Annotated in this window: 18 protein-coding genes; 12 read left to right on the top strand and 6 right to left on the bottom strand. The window is 71.0% G+C overall.

Going from position 1 to position 19,308, the window contains the following annotated elements:
- Positions 1–15: 15 nt before the first annotated feature.
- Positions 16–1,635: a S53 family peptidase gene (locus tag IT072_RS14380; protein ID WP_223357544.1), complete on the bottom strand. Its 1,620-nt coding sequence runs from the start codon at positions 1,633–1,635 to the stop codon at positions 16–18.
- Between the two features lie 64 nt (positions 1,636–1,699).
- Positions 1,700–3,313, bottom strand: a complete 1,614-nt coding sequence (locus IT072_RS14375; protein ID WP_223357543.1) for a dolichyl-phosphate-mannose--protein mannosyltransferase — start codon at positions 3,311–3,313, stop codon at positions 1,700–1,702.
- Positions 3,314–3,375: 62 nt separating this feature from the next.
- Here IT072_RS14375 and rsmI point away from each other — a divergent pair, with 62 nt between their 5' ends.
- The 7 genes from rsmI (at position 3,376) to IT072_RS14340 (ending at position 8,523) form a co-directional block, all read left to right on the top strand.
- Positions 3,376–4,206 (top strand): 16S rRNA (cytidine(1402)-2'-O)-methyltransferase, encoded by an 831-nt coding sequence (rsmI, locus tag IT072_RS14370; RefSeq protein WP_223357542.1) that lies wholly within the window; start codon positions 3,376–3,378, stop codon positions 4,204–4,206.
- A gap of 31 nt (positions 4,207–4,237) precedes the next feature.
- Positions 4,238–4,660: a YbaB/EbfC family nucleoid-associated protein gene (locus IT072_RS14365; RefSeq protein WP_223357541.1), complete on the top strand. Its 423-nt coding sequence runs from the start codon at positions 4,238–4,240 to the stop codon at positions 4,658–4,660.
- 19 nt (positions 4,661–4,679) lie between these two features.
- On the top strand, positions 4,680–5,000 hold the full coding sequence (locus IT072_RS14360) for a hypothetical protein (protein ID WP_223357540.1): 321 nt from the start codon (positions 4,680–4,682) through the stop codon (positions 4,998–5,000).
- A 131-nt stretch (positions 5,001–5,131) separates the two neighbouring features.
- The gene (locus tag IT072_RS14355; RefSeq protein WP_223357539.1) at positions 5,132–6,334 is read left to right on the top strand and encodes a glycohydrolase toxin TNT-related protein; all 1,203 of its coding nucleotides are present in this window, start codon (positions 5,132–5,134) and stop codon (positions 6,332–6,334) included.
- 30 nt (positions 6,335–6,364) lie between these two features.
- Complete coding sequence (locus tag IT072_RS14350) at positions 6,365–6,751, top strand: hypothetical protein (RefSeq protein ID WP_223357538.1); 387 nt, start codon at positions 6,365–6,367, stop codon at positions 6,749–6,751.
- A gap of 545 nt (positions 6,752–7,296) precedes the next feature.
- Positions 7,297–8,157 carry an ADP-ribosyltransferase gene (locus tag IT072_RS14345; RefSeq protein WP_223357537.1) on the top strand — a complete coding sequence of 287 codons (861 nt, stop codon included), beginning with the start codon at positions 7,297–7,299 and terminating at the stop codon, positions 8,155–8,157.
- A gap of 171 nt (positions 8,158–8,328) precedes the next feature.
- Positions 8,329–8,523 (top strand): hypothetical protein, encoded by a 195-nt coding sequence (locus IT072_RS14340; protein WP_223357536.1) that lies wholly within the window; start codon positions 8,329–8,331, stop codon positions 8,521–8,523.
- Positions 8,524–8,536: 13 nt separating this feature from the next.
- On the opposite strand, the gene IT072_RS14335 is transcribed toward IT072_RS14340, so the two are convergent.
- On the bottom strand, positions 8,537–8,938 hold the full coding sequence (locus IT072_RS14335) for a type II toxin-antitoxin system VapC family toxin (protein WP_223357535.1): 402 nt from the start codon (positions 8,936–8,938) through the stop codon (positions 8,537–8,539).
- A complete protein-coding gene (locus tag IT072_RS14330) occupies positions 8,935–9,228 on the bottom strand; it encodes a hypothetical protein (RefSeq protein WP_223357534.1) in 294 nt (97 codons plus the stop codon). Before IT072_RS14330 ends, IT072_RS14335 begins: the two co-directional genes overlap by 4 nt.
- 127 nt (positions 9,229–9,355) lie before the next feature.
- Between IT072_RS14330 and metG the strand changes: the two genes are divergently transcribed.
- The 4 genes from metG to IT072_RS14310 are packed head-to-tail and all read left to right on the top strand — an operon-like array spanning position 9,356 to position 13,717.
- Positions 9,356–10,945, top strand: a complete 1,590-nt coding sequence (gene metG, locus IT072_RS14325) for a methionine--tRNA ligase (protein ID WP_223357533.1) — start codon at positions 9,356–9,358, stop codon at positions 10,943–10,945.
- Positions 10,942–11,871: a TatD family hydrolase gene (locus IT072_RS14320; protein ID WP_223357532.1), complete on the top strand. Its 930-nt coding sequence runs from the start codon at positions 10,942–10,944 to the stop codon at positions 11,869–11,871. Before metG ends, IT072_RS14320 begins: the two co-directional genes overlap by 4 nt.
- Positions 11,868–12,716: a 16S rRNA (adenine(1518)-N(6)/adenine(1519)-N(6))-dimethyltransferase RsmA gene (gene rsmA, locus IT072_RS14315; RefSeq protein WP_223357531.1), complete on the top strand. Its 849-nt coding sequence runs from the start codon at positions 11,868–11,870 to the stop codon at positions 12,714–12,716. Before IT072_RS14320 ends, rsmA begins: the two co-directional genes overlap by 4 nt.
- Positions 12,717–12,772: 56 nt before the next feature.
- A complete protein-coding gene (locus IT072_RS14310; protein WP_223357530.1) occupies positions 12,773–13,717 on the top strand; it encodes a 4-(cytidine 5'-diphospho)-2-C-methyl-D-erythritol kinase in 945 nt (314 codons plus the stop codon).
- Positions 13,718–13,783: 66 nt separating this feature from the next.
- Here IT072_RS14310 and IT072_RS14305 read toward each other — a convergent pair whose 3' ends face one another.
- Together IT072_RS14305 and IT072_RS14300 are read right to left on the bottom strand one after the other, a co-directional pair.
- The gene (locus tag IT072_RS14305; protein ID WP_223357529.1) at positions 13,784–16,627 is read right to left on the bottom strand and encodes a helix-turn-helix transcriptional regulator; all 2,844 of its coding nucleotides are present in this window, start codon (positions 16,625–16,627) and stop codon (positions 13,784–13,786) included.
- A gap of 148 nt (positions 16,628–16,775) precedes the next feature.
- On the bottom strand, positions 16,776–17,939 hold the full coding sequence (locus IT072_RS14300; RefSeq protein ID WP_223357528.1) for an ROK family transcriptional regulator: 1,164 nt from the start codon (positions 17,937–17,939) through the stop codon (positions 16,776–16,778).
- 229 nt (positions 17,940–18,168) lie between these two features.
- Between IT072_RS14300 and IT072_RS14295 the strand changes: the two genes are divergently transcribed.
- On the top strand, positions 18,169–19,293 hold the full coding sequence (locus tag IT072_RS14295; protein ID WP_223357527.1) for a substrate-binding domain-containing protein: 1,125 nt from the start codon (positions 18,169–18,171) through the stop codon (positions 19,291–19,293).
- Positions 19,294–19,308: the final 15 nt, after the last annotated feature.

Raw genomic sequence — 19,308 nt, 5'->3', positions numbered from 1 at the left:
CAGGGGAGTGCGAATCTAGGTGCGAAGCGGAGGTCGATGGGTGGCGTGCGTCCTCAGCAGTGTCGTGCCGTCGGGCACGCCGAGCCCCGTGCAGGCGTCCCAGCCTGCGGACGCGGCGAAGGCGCCGTTGGATCCGCTGGTGATGTCGCGGAAACCGTCCGCCACCTGCCCCGCACGGATCGCGTCGTACAGTGCGGGTTGAGCGAGTCCGAGAGGCCGGCCTGTGCTCTGCACGAGGCGTGCGACGAGCGCCGCCCACAGCGGAGCGACGGCGCTGGTGCCGCCGATGACGGTGTCCGTGCCGTCCACCCGCACCCGATAGCCCGTCTGCGGGTCGGCGACGGCGGCCACATCGGGCACGCCGCGTCCGCCGGCCGCCGTCGGCGCTGTCGGGACACCGACGCCGTCCTGCCAGGCGGGCAGGGCGAACACCGCGCTCACCCCGCCGCCCGTCGCGCCGCCGCCCGGACCGTTGTTCCAGACGGTCTCGCTCGACACGGCACCGGTCGTCCCGTTCGCTTCGAGCCGCGTGCCGCCGCAGGCGAGGGCATGCGGGGAGGAGGCCGGGAAGTCGACGTGGGCACGGCCGTCGCCGACGCGGTCGCCGCTGCCGTCGTCCCCGGCCGCGACGGTCGTCGTCGCGCCGAGTGCGGCCGCATCCCGCAACGCCTGGTCGAGAGCGGTGCGCGCCTGCGCCGTCCACTGGTCCTCCGCCTGGCCCCAGCTGATACTGATGGCGGCGGGGGTGGGCTCCGCGTGTGCGGCGGTGGTGACGGCGTCGAGGAAGCCGGCGTCGGTGTTCGGGGCGAAGTAGACGAGCAGGGCGGCGCCGGGAGCGAGGGCGCCGGCCACTTCGATGTCGAGCAGGACCTCCCCGTCGGCGCCGTTCGGATCCGCCCCCGGCGCGTTGGATCCGCCGTCGACGCCCACCGCGGTGACGGACGGGGTCGCGAGCCCGAGACCGGCGAAGTAGGTGTCGAGGTCCGCCTGCTCGTAGCCGCCGCCGAGCTCCACGATGGCGATGGTCTGCCCCGTGCCGTCGGTGCCGTCGGGGAAGGCGTAGACCCTGCCGAGCTCGGGCGGTGTGTAGCTGACCGACACGGCCGCCGGTCGTGCGACGCGGAACTGGGCGCGGGCCTGGGGGCGGTCGTCGAGCCCGAGCACGGCGGTGACGACGCCGTCGAGCGCGCGGGGGAGGCTGAGGGAGCCGCTGCGCTGGCGGTACGGGGCATCCTCCGCGGTCGCGGTCGCGGATTCCGGAGCGGACCGCGCCAGGTCGGTCCCGAAGATGCGCGCGAGCACCCGCGCCGGCCCGCTCACGCGGACGGTGCGCCGTCCCGCGTCCGCCTCCTCGATCGTGACGCCGAGTGCGCCGAGCGTCTCGGTGACGAGGGAGATGTCGGCGGGCGCGGCGCCGTACTGCTCGGCGAGCTCGTCGCGGGTGAGGGGGTGGGCGAGCGCGCTCTCCGGCAGCTCCGCCCGGCGGCGCAGCACCAGCGTCGCCGACACGGGCGCGTCGGGGTCCAGGGCGCCGTGGGCACGGAATCCCGCGCGCTCGGGCCGCTCGCTCCCGGGCAGCGGGACGAGGTCGAGGTGGTCCAGGCGGTCGTCGCCGGGCAGCTCTGCGTCGGTCATACGCCCGGTCTACACCCGGCTGCCGACACGGCCCAGGCCGTACGGAACGGCCGTGCCGTCTCGGCTACACCCAGCTCGGCAGCCACATGTGCATCTGCCAGAACCAGAACGGGATCTGCTCGCCCGTCCAGATCGGCCAGAAGTACACGCTCAGCAGGGCCGCCGCCGCGAGGAACACCGCCACCCACGCGATCCCGCGTCGCCGCCGGGGGCGCGCGTCCGTGCGCGAGCCGAGGACGATCGCGATCGTCGCCGCCAGCCCCAGGATCAGGTAGGGCTCGAACGCGATCGAGTAGAACTGGAAGATCGTGCGGTTGATGTAGAGCATCCAGGGCAGGTAGCCCGCGGCGAGCCCGGTCAGGATGAGGCCGACCTGCCACTCGCGGTACCGCACGAGCCGGTAGAGCAGGTAGAACAGAGCGGCCGCGCCCGCCCACCAGATGAGCGGATTGCCGAGCGAGGTGATCGCCGCGGAGCAGCTCGAGACGTCGCAGCCGCCCTGCCCCTGCGTCGTGCCGACGTAGTACATGCTCGTCGGACGGATCATGAACAGCCACGTCAGCGGGTTGGACTGGTAGGGGTGCGGCACGTGCAGGTTGATGCTGTAGTTGTACATCTCCGTCTGGTAGTGCCAGAGGTTCTGCAGCCACAGCGGCACGGAGCTCAGCAGGCCGGTCCACTGCATGTGCGTCGACTCCGCCCAGTGGCGGTAGTAGCCGCCGTCGGTCACGATCCAGCCCGTCCACGTCGCGATGTACACGAGGAAGGCGATCGGCACCATCAGCACGAACGTGGCGGGAGCCTGCTTGAGCGTCGCCCCGCTGACGTAGAAGGCGAGCCCCTCCCGGCGGCGCGCCACCGCGTCCACGACGACGGTGTAGACGGCGAAGAAGGCGAGGAAGTAGAAGCCGCTCCACTTGACGCCCGCGCACAGCCCGCACAGGATGCCCGCGGCGATCAGCCACGGCCGCCACCACAGCACCGGTCCCCACTCCGGCGAGCGTCCGGCCGATCGAGCCGCCATCACGGAGGCTGCCAGCCGCCGCGCGTGCCAGCTCCGATCGAGCAGGATGCAGCCGAACGCGAGGAGGCCGAAGAACATGACCATGTTGTCCAGCAGGGCGACCCGGCTCATCACGATCGCGTGCCCGTCGATCGCCAGCAGGAACCCGGCGATCGCCGCGATGATCGTCGAACGGAACAGCGCCCGGGCGAGGAGGAATACCAGCAGCACCGCCAGGATGCCGACCACGGCGGTCGCGACGCGCCAGCCGAACGCGTTGCCCGCTCCCGTCGCCGCCATCCCCAGCGCGATGATCCACTTGCCCAGCGGGGGATGGGCGACGAACGACGGCGACGACAAGAAGATGTCGGTCTTCCCCGAGTTGAACTGCTCGTCGGCCTTCGCCGGCCAGCTGCCCTCGTATCCCAGATGGAACAGCGACCACGCGTCTTTGACATAGAAGGTCTCGTCGAACACCAGCGCGTGCGGCGAGCCGAGGTCCCACAGCCGCAGCACCGCGGCCAGGAGAGTCACGCCGATCGGCGCCCCCCAGTACCAGATGCGCAGGCGCGTGGGCGTGCGCAGGACGCGGGCCCACCAGTCGTCGAGGCGGCTGCCGGTCTCGCCGGGCGCGACGTGCGCGGGGGCGGGATCGGTCACGGGGTGGGAGCTCACCAGGCAATCGTACGGGGACGCCGCGGGCGCGGAGCCGTGAGGGCGCCTGACAGACTGAGGGCATGATCATTCTGGCCGCGACTCCCATCGGCAACCTCGGCGACGCCTCCGCGCGTCTGGTCGAGGTGCTCGGCGAGGCACCCGTCGTCGCCGCCGAGGACACCCGCGTCGCGCAGCGTCTGCTCGCCGGCCTCGGTATCGCCAACCGGCCGCGGCTGATCGCCCTGCACGACCACAACGAGCGCGACAGGGCCGCCGAACTGGTCGACCTCGCCCGCGAGCAGGACGTCGTCGTGCTCTCCGACGCCGGGATGCCGACCGTCAGCGATCCCGGTTTCCACCTCGTCGAGGCGGCCGCCGCTGCCGGGGTGACGGTCACCGCCCTGCCCGGACCGTCGGCGGTGCTGACCGCTCTCGCCGTCTCGGGCCTGCCCACGGACCGCTTCACCTTCGAGGGCTTCCTCCCGCGCAAGCCGGGGGAGCGCTCCTCCGCGCTGCGCGCTCTCGCGGCGGAGCCCCGCACCATGGTCTTCTTCGAGTCGCCCAACCGGCTCGCTGCCTCCCTCGCCGCGATGGCGGAGGAGCTGGGCGCCGAGCGCCGTGTCGTCGTGTGCCGTGAGCTGACGAAGCTGTTCGAAGAGGTCCGCCGCGGCACCGCCGCCGAACTCGCCGACTGGGCGGCCGACGGCGTGCGCGGCGAGATCGCGATCGTGGTCGCCGGCGCTCCGGCACGCGTCGTGGACCCCGAGAGCGCGCTGGAGCAGGTGCTCGCCCTCGTCGCCTCCGGCACGCGCCTCAAGGAGGCCGCGGCCGAGGTCGCCGAGGCCACCGGTCTCGGTCGCCGCGACCTGTATCAGGCGGCGCTGGAGCACAAGGGCAGGGAGACCCGCTAGCGCCGGACGTCCGTTTGGCTATGCTGTCCCGGTGACCGACTTCTTCTCAGCCGATGCGGACGCCGACCTCGCCGTCGCGCGGATCGAAGAGCAGATCGCCGAGGCCCAGGAGCGTGCGAGGCGCGCGAGCGAGGTCCGGCAGCAGATCGAGGCCCTCCGCGGGCAGGCGACGTCGCCGCGGCGCGAGCTGACCGTCACCGTGGACGCGGGAGGGCGCCTCCTCGGTGTCGACCTCACCGAGGCGGCGTACCGGCTCTCGGCACGCGATCTCGGCCGGCTCATCGTCGAGACGGCGAACGCCGCGCAGCGTCAGGCGGGCGCACAGGCGGTGGCCGCAGCGAGCGAGGCGTTCGGCGAGGAGTCGGGCATCGTGGCCCACCTCCGCGACGAGGTCGAGCGGGCGCGCCCGGACGGTCCGGAGGGTCCGGGCGACGGCACACGGATCCAGTACTGAGACGACGGTCGGGGGGAACATGGCGGGGAAGAGGATCGCCGTGGATGCGGAGGTCATCCACGCGCACGCGGTCCGTGTGGACCAGGTCGCGGCCGACATCGGCGTCGCCCGGCAGGCGGCCGCCGCCACGAACATGGGCGGCGGCGCGTTCGGTGTGATCTGCTCCTTCTTGGTCGCCCCGGCGACGCTCGCGGCGACGATGGCAGCGTCCGCCATCTCCGCCGCCGAGGGCATGGTCACGCGCAGTGCCAGGGAGGTCCGCGGGGTCGCGGCCGACGCAGCCGCGGTCGAGGACGACATCGTGCAGGCGGTGCGCGCGCTCGAGAAGGGGTTGGGGTGACGCCGGTGAACGCGAACCCCCTCGTTGCGGCCCCGGTCGACACCGCGACGCCTTTCAGCGGCGCCGGGCTCCTCGATTCCGGCACCCAGCTGGCCTCGGCGATCGAATCCGGAGACTGGGTCGAAGGCGGCATGGCCGCGTTCGCCGCCGCGGCCGACACCATCGCCACCGTCTCGGACCCGCTCGGCTCCCTCATCGCCGCGGGCCTCGGCTGGCTGATCGACCACTTCGAGCCCCTCAAGGGCTGGTTCAACGACCTCACCGGAGACGCCGGCGAGGTGCAGGCCTTCGCGCAGACCTGGACCAACATCCAGAAGCAGCTGCAGGCGTCGGGCGACGAGCTCACGCGCATCCTCGGCGACGTCGACGAGCTCGCCGGCGAGGCGATGGACGCCTACCGCCGATTCCAGCAGGACTCGGCCCAGCACCTCCATGGCGCCGCCACCTGGGCGGGCGCCATGACGACCGGCCTCGGCATCGCCTCTACCATCGTGCAGGTCGTGCACGACATCGTCCGCGACGTGCTCTCCCAACTCGTCGGCTCCGCGATCTCCTGGGCGTCCGAGGCCGTCCTCTCCCTCGGCCTCGCCACCCCGTGGATCGTCGAACAGGTCTCCACCCGCGTCGCCTCCTGGACCGCCAAGGTCGGCTCCAAGATGACCGCCCTCGTGCGGTCGGTGAAGGCGCTCTCGAAGCTCCTCGACGAGCTGCGCGGGCTGCTGCGCGAGGCGGACGAGCTGTTCGCGTCGGTGCTGAAGGGTGGGAAGGAGGCCGCGAAGAGGGCCGCGCACAACGCGAAAGAGGGCGTGGCCGGCCTTCCCGGTGTGCGGCGACTCGACCCACGCCGCAACGCGCTCATCAGCGACATGCAGCATTGGGCGGATGATGCAGGCATCCCCGGTTACAAGCCGTTCGGAGACCTGAGCGGAACGGAATTCATCGATACCCACCTCAAGAGCTTCACCGACAAGGGGTTTGCCGATTGGCGCTGGCCTTCCCACGATGGATTCGACACGGGTAGACCCATCGTTCCTGCCGACGAGTTCCTACAGCCTGGCGATGTCATCGACCGACTTTCACCGCTTCGACCCGAAAAGGACACGGGCGAGTTCGCGTCTCCGCCCGGAACCGCTTTTCCCTCTCAGAGCCTGCCGCCTGACAGGCTCGCGCCGACGTTCGAGCACTACGAAATAGAAGTCGTGAAACAACTACCGCCAGACGTGCGCGCCGGGTGGATTGCCGGTGACTTTCAGCAGGCGGGCGGTGGGTTGCAGTTCCATTTCCCGGGAGGGATCGCGAAATGGATTCACGATGGATATATACGGGTTCGGTGAATCGACCGTGAGCGAGAAGGACGAACGCCAATGAAGTACACGGAACTGGAAGAGCGGCTGGCCGCGCTGCCGAAAGTCGGACGTTCTTTCCTCCCTTACGCGATCGATTGGGTCGCTGGCGGGAGACCGAGTCCTACACTCGTCGCACTGATTCCGCAGGGCAACGGTACGGTCACTGCCACAGTCGGTGATCTCCGCGAAAAGGTTGAGCCGGTGACGAATGACGATGGGAGCATCCGTGTGTTCGCGACCGAGGACGAAGCGTGCGAATGGGCTTGGGGCTACCTTGAGCCTTCGCTGTCCTCCTCACCGAAGTACACCGCTGAACAGACGGAGGAAGCGTTGCGGAGCGCTCAGGCACAATTGCAGCGAGCTCAAGCCCTCCTCGACAGGAGTCGTCCCACCGGTCATGACTGAGCTCGCGGCGTCGAGAAGAGTCACGATCAGGCTCGCGCTCTCAGATCTCCATGAGCACCTCGAGTGGAGGAGACGCGCGACGGACGCTCGAAGTCGAGTACGTGCGGCCCTCCGGACTTCTGGAGGGCGCGAGAGAACGGTCAGACGATGAATTATCCGGAGCTCCGGAAGCGCGTGGCTGCGACGGCCCGGGGAGGAGAATCGTTTCTGCCGTATGCGATTTCCTGGGTGCCGGACGGTCGGCCGAGTCCGACGCTCGTTGCGTTGATTCCGCATCGTGATGGCACGGTGACCGCTACGGCCGGTGACCTTCGGGAGAGTGCTGAACCGGTGACGAACGAGGACGGCACTCTTCGTGTGTTCGCGAATGAGGATGCCGCGTGTGATTGGGCGTGGGACAACCTCGAGCCGTCCTTGACCTACTCGCCTCAGTACGACGACGCGCAGTCGGAACGGGCACTGCGTAGCGCCGCGGATCAAGAGCGCCGGCTGCAAGCGATCCTTGACCGCGCGTCAGGATCAGAGAGAGTGAAAGGGGGCTGTCGGTGAGCTGGAAAGACTTCGACCTCGCACCGACAGTCGTCTCGGGTGACCCAGAGTACGGCAGGCGGACGGACAATCCGGTCGACGCCGCTCCCGTGTGTGTCGGAGCGGACCTGGTCGGATACATCGCCACCTCTGTGGATGCCTCTGAGAACGTCCTCAAGCTCTTCACTCGTGCGGCCGACGCCGATTACTTCAACGGCGGATCCCGCTACTGGCGCGACCGGATCGCCCTCGCGGGAGCGCGTCGGATACCGGCGCACGACACTCTCAGAGCGATGCTCGGAACGGAAGGGCCGGAGGGCTCGGGCCGGGTATCAGCGCAGACAGAGCGGTTCGCCAGCACCGACGCCCTCGTCGAGCGCCTCGACCCGGGCCGCACACGTCCGCAGAACGTGCGCGGGTCCGAGCGCCGTCTTCCGGACGAATCGCAGCGGCGGGGTGCACCCACGCGCGAGCGGATCGACGCCGTCCTCCGGGGTCAGGCCCGTCCGACTCCCGAGATCCAGGCGCGCATCGCCGCTCTCGATGAGGCCACGCATGTGCGTCCCGCTCCCGAAGACGTCCTGGTCGTGCTCGCCTACGACCCCGCGATCCTGCCTGCCGGAGCCGCGGTCGGGGCTGTGGTGCACGAGCCCACCTACCTGACGTCGACGTTCCTCACCGGCGAAACACGGATCGACGCGCCCACGAGACTGATCCTCCGCGTCACGAAGGGCACTCCCGCCCTCTACACGCCGCCCGCGCCGGGCGAGCGCGGAGCAGGCGTGCTGCTCCTCGGACGCGGAATCGACTGGCAGATCACGTCGATCGCTCCGGGCGAGATCCAGGGGACCGTGCTTCGTGCGGAGCCGAGGTCGTGAGCGGCGGGATAGCCATGTCTTCTGTCGGAATCCGCGCTGGAAACACGACCGTGAGGACGCACCTCCCTGTCCTCCAGCGATAGCGGCGTACCACCCGCCACCCTCAGCGCGGCCATCGTCGCCTACATCCGGGCCCCGGGTTCGTCCCTCCCCGGCCGGCATCCCGAGCGCGTGCAGGACGCCGACCTCCTGGCCCGCGTCGAGGAGGTCATCCGCCGCCTCGACACGATCCGACCCGACGACACCGCAGGCGACCTCGCGACGTGGGCGGACACGCAGGCCGCCGCCGTCGCTGCCGAGTCCGGTGGTCTCTCGCCGGACGCCGTGCGCGCTCTGCGCGATCTGCTGAGCTGGGACTGGCGGTGAACGGCGGTGTCGATCAGCCGCGTTGGGGGAGCAGCCGGATGTCGACCTCCGGATAGCGCGTGAAGCCCGTGTCCTCCGTCAGGAGGGGAAGCCCGGCCGACTGGGAGTGGGCCGCGATCAGGGCGTCTTTCAGCCGCCCGGCGCCGCGCGGCTCCGCCGTGAGGGCGCCGTAGCTGTCCGACGCGGCCCGGTCGAAGTGCAGCCAGAAACCGGGCAGCTCATCGAGGATCCGGACGAGCTCCTGGCGCTGAGCGGCCGCCGCCTCGCGGCGCGGATCGGAACGGAACGCGACGAGCCCCTGGATGAGTTCCCCCCGGCAGATCGTCGACGAGCGGTACGCGTCGATCTCGTCGATGACCTCGTCGGGGAGTCCGCTGATCAGGATGCTCGTGTCGAGCATGCCCAGCACGGTCATCGCGGGTCCGGAACAGCGTCAGCGTCGCGCGAGACGCTCAGTCGTCGCCGTTCGTCGGCCACAGCCTTCCGATCGACCAGCCGCGAGAGCAGTCGCAGCTGTGCCTTGGTCGTCTGGAGGGTCGGCTCGGTTTCGTGCGCAGCGTCGTCGACGACCGGGAGGAACGCGGCGCTGACGCGACCGTGCGTCGTGATGGCGGCGCCCGTCGCGAGGTAGCGGGCGGGATTCGCCTTGAAGGTGCTGAGCGGAACGTGCGGCAGGCCGTCCACGTCGGCAGCGGTGAGCGTCATTTCTGCTCCGTTCGGTCCAATTCGGAGCCATTCCAGTCGGTTCGGCTCCACGTCGGCTCTGAGCCGGCCCGCTCTGATCGCCGACACACAACGGGCCTCCGTCTCCCGCGCCCGTAGGATAGTCAGCATGTCCGACGGCTCTTCGTTCTACATCACCACGCCGATCTTCTACGTGAACGATGTCCCGCACATCGGGCACGCCTACACGGAGGTCGCCGCGGACGTCCTCGCGCGCTGGCACCGCCAGGCGGGCGACGACACCTGGCTGCTGACGGGCACGGACGAGCACGGCCAGAAGATCCTGCGCACCGCGACCGCGAACGGCACGACCCCGAAGGAGTGGGCCGACCGCCTGGTGACGAACGAGTGGCTGCCGCTGCTGAAGACGATCGACATCGCGAACGACGACTTCATCCGCACGACGGACGAGCGCCACGAGACCAACGTGCAGAAGTTCCTGCAGAAGCTCTATGATGACGGCTTCATCTACGCGGGCGAGTACGAGGCGCTGTACTGCGTGGGCTGCGAGGAATTCAAGCCGCAGAGCGAGATCGTGGACGGCACGGGGGAGTACGAGGGCCAGAAGGTCTGTGCGATCCACTCGAAGCCGCTGGAGCTGCTGCAGGAGAAGAACTACTTCTTCCGCATGAGCCAGTTCGCGGACAAGCTGCTCGCGCTGTACGAGGAGCGGCCGGAGTTCGTGCAGCCGGAGTCCGCGCGCAACGAGGTCGTGAGCTTCGTGCGGCAGGGCCTCAGCGATCTGTCCATCTCCCGCTCGAGCTTCGACTGGGGCATCAAGGTGCCGTGGGACGAGTCGCACGTCGTGTACGTGTGGTTCGACGCGCTGCTGAACTACGTGACGGCGGTGGGCTACGGCCAGGACGAGGCGACGTTCGACCGTCGCTGGCCCGCGACGCACCTGGTCGGCAAGGACATCCTGCGCTTCCACGCCGTCATCTGGCCGGCGATGCTGATGGCCGCCGGGCTCGACGTGCCGCACCGCGTCTTCGGCCACGGCTGGCTGCTCGTGGGCGGCGAGAAGATGTCGAAGTCGAAGCTCACCGGCATCGCGCCGACGCAGATCACCGACACCTTCGGCTCCGACGCGTTCCGCTACTACTTCATGCGCGCGATCAACTTCGGGCAGGACGGCTCGTTCAGCTGGGAGGACCTCTCGGCGCGCTACCAGGCGGAGCTCGCCAACGGTTTCGGCAACCTCGCCTCGCGCGTGGTCGCCATGGTCTCCCGATACTTCGAGGGCGTGGTGCCCGCGGCCGGGGAGTACGCGGACGCCGACCTCCAGGTGCGGCGCACCGTCGCCGAGGCCACCGCGAAGGCGGACGCGGCGATCGGCCGGCTCGCGATCCACGACGCCCTGACGGCGATCTGGACGGTGGTGGACGAGCTGAACGGCTACATCACCGCGCAGGAACCGTGGAGCCTCGCCAAGGACGACGCCCAGCGCGAGCGTCTGGCCACGGTGCTCTACACCGCAGCCGACGGCCTCCGCGCCCTCGCGGTGCTGCTCTCCCCGGTCGTCCCGCAGGCGACCGCGAAGCTCTGGACGGCCCTGGGCGCCGAGGGCGGCCTCGGCGCGCTCGCGGCCCAGCCGCTGCGACGCGCCGGCGAGTGGGGGCAGCTGCCGGCCGGCACGGCCGTGACGGCCCTCGAGGCGCTGTTCCCCCGGATCGACGCGGACGCGGTGCCGGGCGTATGAGCGACCCGGCGTTCATCCGGCAGCGGCACGTCACCGACGGCCGCGACCTGGCCTACCCGCCGTTGCCGGAGGCGCTCGTCGTCCCCGTCTACGACAATCACACCCATCTCGAGATCGCCGACGGCGACGTGGCGCTGGACTACCGCGAGCAGCTCGATCGCGCCTCGAGTGTCGGTGTGCGCGGCGTCGTGCAGGTGGGCAACGACATCGAGACCTCGCGTTGGTCCGCCGAGATGGCGGCGGTGGAGCCGCGGATGCTCGCGGCGGTGGCCTTGCACCCGAACGACGCCCCCGACTACGCCGAGCGCGGCGAGCTCGACGATGCCCTCTCGGTGATCGACGAGCTGGCCGGGCGTCCCCGCGTCCGCGCCGTCGGCGAGACCGGCCTCGACTTCTTCCGCACGGAGGAGGGGCCTCGCCGCGACGCGCAGCTGCGCTCTTTCGAGGCCCACATCGAGATCGCCAAGCGCCACGGGATCGCGTTGCAGATCCACGACCGCGACGCCCACGCCGACGTCGTCGCGACCCTCAAGCGCGTCGGCGCACCGGAGCGCACCGTGTTCCACTGCTTCTCCGGCGATGCCGACCTGGCGCGCATCTGCGCAGACAACGGCTGGTACATGTCGTTCGCGGGCACCGTCACGTTCAAGAACGCTCCGACGCTGCGGGAGGCCCTGCGCTCGGCCCCGCGCGACCTGATCATGGTCGAGACCGACGCGCCGTTCCTCACGCCCACGCCGTACCGCGGGCGGCCGAACGCGCCGTACCTGATCCCGCTCACGCTGCGCGCCATGGCGGAGACCATCGACACCGACGCCTCCACCCTCGCCGCCCAGATCAACTCCAACACCGAGCTGGTCTACGGCCGCTGGGACAGCGAGCCCGTCTCCGCGCCGCCGACGTCGCCCATCGGACGCATCGCGTGAGCGAGCTGCGCCTGCTCGGGCCGGCCGAGATCCGTGACCTGGCCGAGCTGCTCGACGTCACGCCGACGAAGAAGCTCGGCCAGAACTTCGTCATCGATGCGAACACCGTGCGCCGCATCGTGCGGGTCGGCGAGGTCGAGGCGGGGGATGTCGTGGTCGAGGTCGGCCCCGGCCTCGGCTCCCTGACCCTCGGCCTGCTCGAGACCGGCGCCCGTGTCGTCGCCGTCGAGATCGACGGCCGCCTCGCCGCGCAGCTGCCGACGACGGTGGCGCAGATGGCGCCGGAGGCGGCGGAGCGGCTCACCGTCGTGCACCGAGACGCCCTCGCCGTCACGGAGCTTCCGGCGCAGCCCGACCGGCTGGTCGCGAACCTCCCGTACAACGTTTCCGTTCCGGTGCTCCTGCACCTGCTGGAGCACTTCCCGTCGCTCCGCTCGGGGGTCGTCATGGTGCAGGCGGAGGTCGGCCACCGCATCGCCGCGCAGCCCGGATCGAAGGTCTACGGCTCGCCGAGCGTCAAGGCCGCCTGGTACGGCACCTGGCGCACCGCGGGCAACGTGAGCCGGCAGATCTTCTGGCCGGTGCCGAACGTCGACTCGGTGCTCGTCGCATTCGAGCGGCACGCGACCCCGCCCGGCGACGAGGCGCTGCGCACGCGCACCTTCGAGCTCGTGGACGCCGCCTTCCAGCAGCGTCGCAAGACCCTGCGCCAGTCGCTGGCGCCGGTCTACGGGGATCCGACGACGGCGGCCGACGCCCTCGAGGCGGCGGGTCTCTCGCCCTCGCTCCGGGGCGAGCAGCTGTCGTTCGACGATTTCGCCCGGCTCGGCGCCGCGCGCGTGTGACGCCGCCACCCGGACGGGTGCGACCGGCCGCCCGCGCGCCCCTGTAGGTTGGAAGCATGGTCGAGCGCGAAGCCGGATGGAGCGGGGACGCCGTGCATGTGCGTGCTCCCGGCAAGATCAACGTCTTCATGCGCGTCGGCGCCGTCATGGACGACGGCTACCACGACGTGGCGACCGCCTACCAGGCCGTCTCGCTGTACGAGGACGTGCGCGCCTACCCCGCCGACGACTTCTCGGTCAGCTTCGGCGGCCCCATCGACACGAGCGGCCTGAAGATCGACGGCTCCAACCTCGCGATCAAGGCGGCCCGTCTCCTTGCCAAGCGCACCGGGTACACCGGCGGCGTGCGGCTTCGCATCGACAAGCGGGTGCCGATCGCCGGGGGGATGGGCGGAGGGTCCGCCGACGCTGCCGCGACGCTGGTGGCGTGCGACGCCCTCTGGGGCACGGACGTCGGGCGCGACGAGCTGCTCGCCCTCGCGGCGCGACTCGGCGCGGATGTCCCGTTCGCGCTCGTCGGCGGCACGGCCATCGGCACCGGCCGCGGCGACCAGCTCAGCCCGGCGCTCGCGACGGGCACCTTCCACTGGGTGCTGGCCCTGCCGGAGTCGGAGCTCAGCACACCCGCGGTCTACCGGGAGCTCGACCGTCACCGGGAACGGCACGCAGCCGACATCGCCCCAGCCCAGCTCTCGCCGAGCGTGGACGCGCACGTGCTGCAGGCCCTGCGAGCGGGCGACCCCGCCATGCTGGCGGAGGCGCTGGCCAACGACCTGCAGGCTCCGGCCATCCACCTCGCCCCGCCGATCGCCGACGTGCTCGAGCTCGGCGAGCTGAACGGCGCGCTCGCCGGCATGGTGTCGGGCTCCGGTCCGACGGTCGCGTTCCTCGCGGCCGACCTCGACTCGGCGCTCGACCTGCAGATCGCACTGAGCGCCGCGCGGATCACGGCCGTGCGGGCCACCGGCCCGGTCCACGGCGCGCGCATCCTGGGCGACTGACGGCGCCGGGCATCATCCTGCGCCCGCGCGGGCGGCCTCCGTGTCGGCGGACCGAGGAGCGAACGGTCACCTGCTGACCGGGTGCGCGGCGCCTCCGCGCGCGGGGCGGCGGCGGGCGATGCCGAGGGCGCGCAGGTCGCGCCGGGAACGCAGCCCGAGCTTGGCGAGGATGTTGCGCACGTGGAAGTTGACGGTCGTCACCGAGACGTACAGCCGCTCGGCGATCTCCTTGTTGGTCATGCCGGCGGCGAGGGCGTGCGCCACCTGGCGCTCGCGGGTGGTGAGTGCGGCCAGCGGGTCAGCCGCGGCATCGGCGGCCGGGGCCGCGGTCTGCAGGGTGTCGAGGAGGTGCGCGCACCGGGCGAGGTACCCGGATGCGCCCAGCCGCCGGAAGGTCGCGGCGGCATCGCTCAGCAGCCGGGTCGCCTGGTCGGCGTCGGCGCCCTGGCCGACCAGGAGGCGGGCGGCGTCGAGCGCGGCCACCGCGCGCGGGAACGGGAACGAGCTGCAGGCCGGATCGTCGACGCCCGCGAGGTAGGCGGCGACGGCGTCTTCCGTGCTGCCCTCGGCCTCCAGCGCGCGGCCTTCCAGCCAGCGGAGGGAGCCGTAGTACGGGCGCCACAGGCCCGGCTCCGCGCAGCGCTCGTAGGCGAACCGCGCCTCCTCCGCCCGCCCGAGCGCGGCGAGTGCGTCGACCCGGTAGGTGAGCCAGCCGAGCGTCGAGGCGCGCGTCGCGGCCTCTTCGGCGTCCTGCGTCGCGGCGAGCTGCTCCTCGGGGCGGCCCAGTGCGCGCGCGAGCTCGGCGCGGGCGAGGAACGGCAGGTCGCCGTCGTACGAGCCGGTGATGCGCGGGTCCGCCTGGGCGGCGGCGCGCAGACGCTCCTCCACGGCGTCCGACTCCCCGCGGCCGGCGCGGACCAGGGCCGATGTCCACAGCGCGATGGGCCAGCAGGAGAGGTCGGTCTCGTCGAGTGCGAGGGCGACGGCGGTGTCGGCCAGGGTGACCGACTCCTCCCACTCGCCGACGAGGAAGAGGATGTGCGCGTAGATGGTGCGCGCGAACCCGGCGGTCCAGCTGGACGGGAAGCGGCGCACCAGGTCGTTCGCAGAGGCCAGATCGACGCGCGCGCGCTCGATGTCGCCGCCCAGCACCGAGACGCGGGAGCGCGAGACGAGCGCGTCGACGGCAGCGGGGGACTCGTGGCGGGACAGCAGATCGTCCAGCTCCAGGGTCAGCGGGCCATAGAGGTCGGGGCGTCGAGCGTGCGCCGCGGAGTTGAGCGCCCAGCCCAGGAGGCGCACCAGATGCTCCTCGGGGTGCGCCATCCAGCGCAGGGCCGGATCGGCGACGTCTGCGGGGGCCGGGCAGTCGGCGATCAGCTCGCGGGCGCGGTCCAGGTGGTCGAGCACGGAGGCGAAGTCGCCCATGGCCATGTAGACCTTCGGTAGGGCCTCGGCGACGTGTGTGCGGATGGCGCGCTCGTCGGGCGTGGTGGCAGGTGACGCCTCCAGCGCCAGTCCGAGCGCGAGCGCCCCGGGTGCGTCGCGCGAGAGCGTGCGCAGCTCCAGCAGCACGGCGTCGCGCACGGAGGAGGGGGCGATCGCCTCGATGGCATCGCGCAGGTCGAGCACGCGCTCGTGCATCCGGAAACGCATCGCCAGCAGGCCGATCTCGAGGAGGGCGCGGTCGCGCTCCGCCCCGGTGGCGAGGTGGACCGCGGAGCGCGCATAGCTGAGGGCCTGCTCGGCGCGCCCCAGCTCCGCCGCGTCCAGCGCGGCCGTGAGGAGCTCGTCGACGAGGGTCGGGTCCGTGCGGTCCGCGGCCTCCACCCGATGCCGCAGCGCGCGGTGGCCGGTGAGCACCTCGGCGGCGACGCGGTGCATGGCCACGCGACGGTCGAGGGTCAGCTCGGACGCCAGAGCGTCGGCCAGGATGGCGTGGGCCGGCTCGACCCACACCACTCCGTCGCGCGGCGCGGCGAGGACCAGCCCGCGGGACACCGCGCCGGGCACGTCGGCCGTGACGCCCAGCCGCTCGGCGATCGTCCCGACGACCGGCAACGGCAGCGGGTCCCGCAGCACGGCGACGATCTCCGCAGCGGTCCGCGCCGCAGGGTCGGCGCCTTCGAGCGCCGACGAGATCGCGGTGGAGATCGGCGTGATCGCGGCGACGGGGATGTCCCACCCGGCAGGATGCAGCGCCTGGGCGAACGTGTCGCGAAGCTGGCCGAGCAGCACGCTCAGCAGCAGGGGAGAGCCCTGCGTCGCCTCGGTGAGGCGGGTGGCGGTGCGGCGGGAGATCGCGTGGCCCAGGATGTGCTGGGCGAGGTCCTGGGTGTCGCCGACCGTGAGGGGGGTGAGCTCGACGCGCGCGTGGTTGACGGTCACCGCGGCTACGTCGTCGAACAGCGACACGACACTGTTCGGCTGCGGGCGGGTGGCGGCGGCGAACAGGAAGCCCTGGTCGGTGAGGCGGCGGACGACGAAGCGGAGGGCGCGTGCCGACGGCTCGTCCACCCACTGCGAGTCGTCGACGATCAGGCACACGGGTCCGGCGACGCCATCGATGGCGTCGAGCAGCAGGCGGCCGACGGTCAGCGGATCATCGCCGGGCGCGGGAGGTCGGATGCGCGCGCCGCTGAGGGTGTTGAGCCCGCGCACCAGGGTCTCGACCGTGGCATAGGCGAGGTCGGATTCGAATGAGTCCGCGTGGACGCGCAGCACCGTCCAGTCGTCGAGCCGTTCGGCGATGTCGGTCAGCAGAGTGGTCTTTCCGAGCCCGGCCTCCCCGGTGACGAGTACGGCGCCGCCGCGGTCGATCGCCCGGTGGGCGACGAGCAGGACGGTCTCGCGCGCGCGATCGCGGCCGAAGAGCGGCCTGTCGGCCGTCGGCCGGTCGTCGCTGGTCACGTGAGCCCCCCCGTTTCGGGACGGCTGCCGCGGACGGGTCTGGGCGGGTCAGCCGATCCCTTGAATCCTCCCACACCGCGCGACACGCCGAGAGCACCCGTCCAGGGGAGGCTCGCACCGCGAACGGGGTGCCCTCACGCGGGTGCCGTCAGACGGGGAGGTCTTCGGCGATCGCGTCTCCGCCGGGCAACCGCACGATGACGTCCGGGTGGACACCGAGAGCGGCATAGACCTGGTGGAGCGCGGCGACGGCTGCTCCCACTGCGCCGGAGTAGGAACCGAGCCGGGCGGTCACGATCGCAGGCGACACCCGCAGGCTCTGCTCGAGTGCGATCCGGTACCGGTCGAGGGCAGGCGTCAGCGACGTCGCGATCCCGCCGCCCAGCACGATCGTCTGCGGGTCGCTCGCGACCGTCACGGCGGCGAGGACGATCGTGAGCGCCTGGTCGAATTGCGCTCGCAGGCCGAGCAGGGCGGGGGGCGCATCGGGAGCGAAGAGCGCCGCGGGCTCCGACAGCGCGACGCCCGCCTCCGCGGCGCGCCGCATGATCCCGCTTCCCGTGACCATGTGCTCGAGCCGGGCGCCGAGCGGGCCGATCGGGAGCTGGCCGAACTCCCCGATCAGCCCCCGCTCGCCTTGCAGGATGTGGCCGTCGATGGCGAGTCCCGCTCCGAGTCCGTACCCGATCGTCAGCATGGCGGCGTTGGGGGAATCGGTGGCGGCTCCGTAGTGCAGCTCGCCGAGGAGGGCGTAGTTCGCGTCGTTGTCGAAGCCCATCGGCCGACCGAAAGCCTCCTCCACGGCATCGAGGAAGCCGGGCGATTCGACCTGCGGGAGGTTGGGGGCGTTGGACACGGTGCGCTGCCGCCCCACCGCGCCGGGCATCCCCAGGCAGACGAAAGCGATGCGCTTCCACACGTCTCCGGCCGTCGCCCGGGCCTCGTCCGCCAGCCATTCGGCGAGGAGCTGGCCGTCTTCGTGGGCGGGTGTCGGCACCGATCGCCGGGCGATCGGCCGCCCGAGCAGGTCGACGACGAGTATGCGGGTGTTCGTCGCGCCGAAATCGACGCCCATCGCCAATCGCCGGTCGGCGACGATGTCGAGCTCGACGGCGCGTCGGCCGCGGGACTCCGAGATGATCTCGCTCGTCTCTTCGACGACGCCCTCGGCGAGGAGCTGCTCCACGGCACGGGTCACGGTGGCGGGAGAGATACCGGAACGCTCGGCGATGACCTTCCGGCTTGCGGGGCGGGCGGCGAACAGTGCGGTCAGGACGGCCTCACGATTGAGCTGCCGAGTGTCCTGCACCATCGCGCCCTCCTATTCGTGTCAACGTGAACACAAATGTAGCGGAACCCTGCGCGGGTTGGCGCAGAAATCCGGTTTTCACGCGCCCGAAACGCATTCGACACAATCTCGCGCTTGACTTTGATTGCTCGTTGAAATCAAAATGGTTCAACGAGTCAACGGTGACAGGGTGCGTGCACCCGGGGGACATCACCGCGACAGGAGTCCACAACCCGCTCCCGGAAGGTAACCCATGCACACAGCACGCTCTATCCGACGCCCCGGATTGCGCGCCGCGCTCGTCGGAGCCGTCGCCGTCGTCCTCGCCCTCAGCGGCTGCTCAGCCGGAGACGCCCCGGCAGCGTCCTCCTCACCTGCGGCCAAACCCAGCCTGGAGTTCGTCGGTCCGAACGGTGAGAAGCCGGGCCCCCTCTCCGATCTCGCCCTCACCGCGGACGAAGAGGCGAAAGTCAAGGCCGGCACGTTCACGGCCGCCTTCGTCTGGCACACATCGTCCGACTTCGTCACCGCGGTCGAGAAGGGTGCGAGGCAGGAGTTCGAGAAGCTCGGCATCAAGGTCGTCGCCAGCACACAGGCCGGCTTCAACGCCGCGACCCAGGCCAACAACGTGCAGACCGTCCTCGCCCTGCACCCGAGCATCATCGTCGCGATCGCCGTGGACCCGACTTCGGCGGCCACGGCCTTCAAACCCGTCGTCGACGCGGGGATCAAGCTCGTCATCATGACGACGCCGCCCGCCGGCTACAAGGCAGGGACCGACTTCGTGTCGATCGTCACCGAAGACCTGGCCAAGGCCGGACGCGACAACGCGGAGATCCTCGGAGACGCGCTCGGCAAGAAGGGGGAGATCGGCTACCTCTCGTACAACGCCAACTTCTGGTTCACCAACCAGCGTGACAAGTCCTTCAAGGACTGGATGGCCTACGAGTACCCCGATGTGAAGATCGTCGACGACGAGGGATTCGCCGATGAGACCGCGACCCAGAGCATCGCCGCCGCGATGATCGCCAAGCACCCCAACCTCAAGGGGATCTACGTGTCGTGGGCCACCGCGGCCCAGGGAGTGGTGGCCGCGATCAAGGCATCGGGCCGCACGGATATCAAGGTCGTCACCAACGACCTCGACACCACGCTGGGCGCCGCGATGGTCTCGGGCGACACGGTCGCCGGGATGGTCGGCAACGGTTCGCTCGGCATCGGCAAGGGCCTCGCTCTGGCCGGCGCCTACGGCGTCCTCGACAAGAAGGCCCCCGAGCTCGTCGCCTCCGACCCGACGAAGGTCACCAAGAAGGATCTCATGTCGGGGTGGGAGGCCGACTACGGCACCAAGCCGCCGTCGTCGGTGACCGGCGGCTGACCGACCGGCGGGCGG

The organism is Leifsonia sp. ZF2019, from assembly GCF_019924635.1.
Classification (GTDB): domain Bacteria; phylum Actinomycetota; class Actinomycetes; order Actinomycetales; family Microbacteriaceae; genus Leifsonia.
The sequence above is the reverse complement of the archived record's forward strand: the minus strand, read 5'-3'. Positions and strand labels throughout refer to the sequence as shown.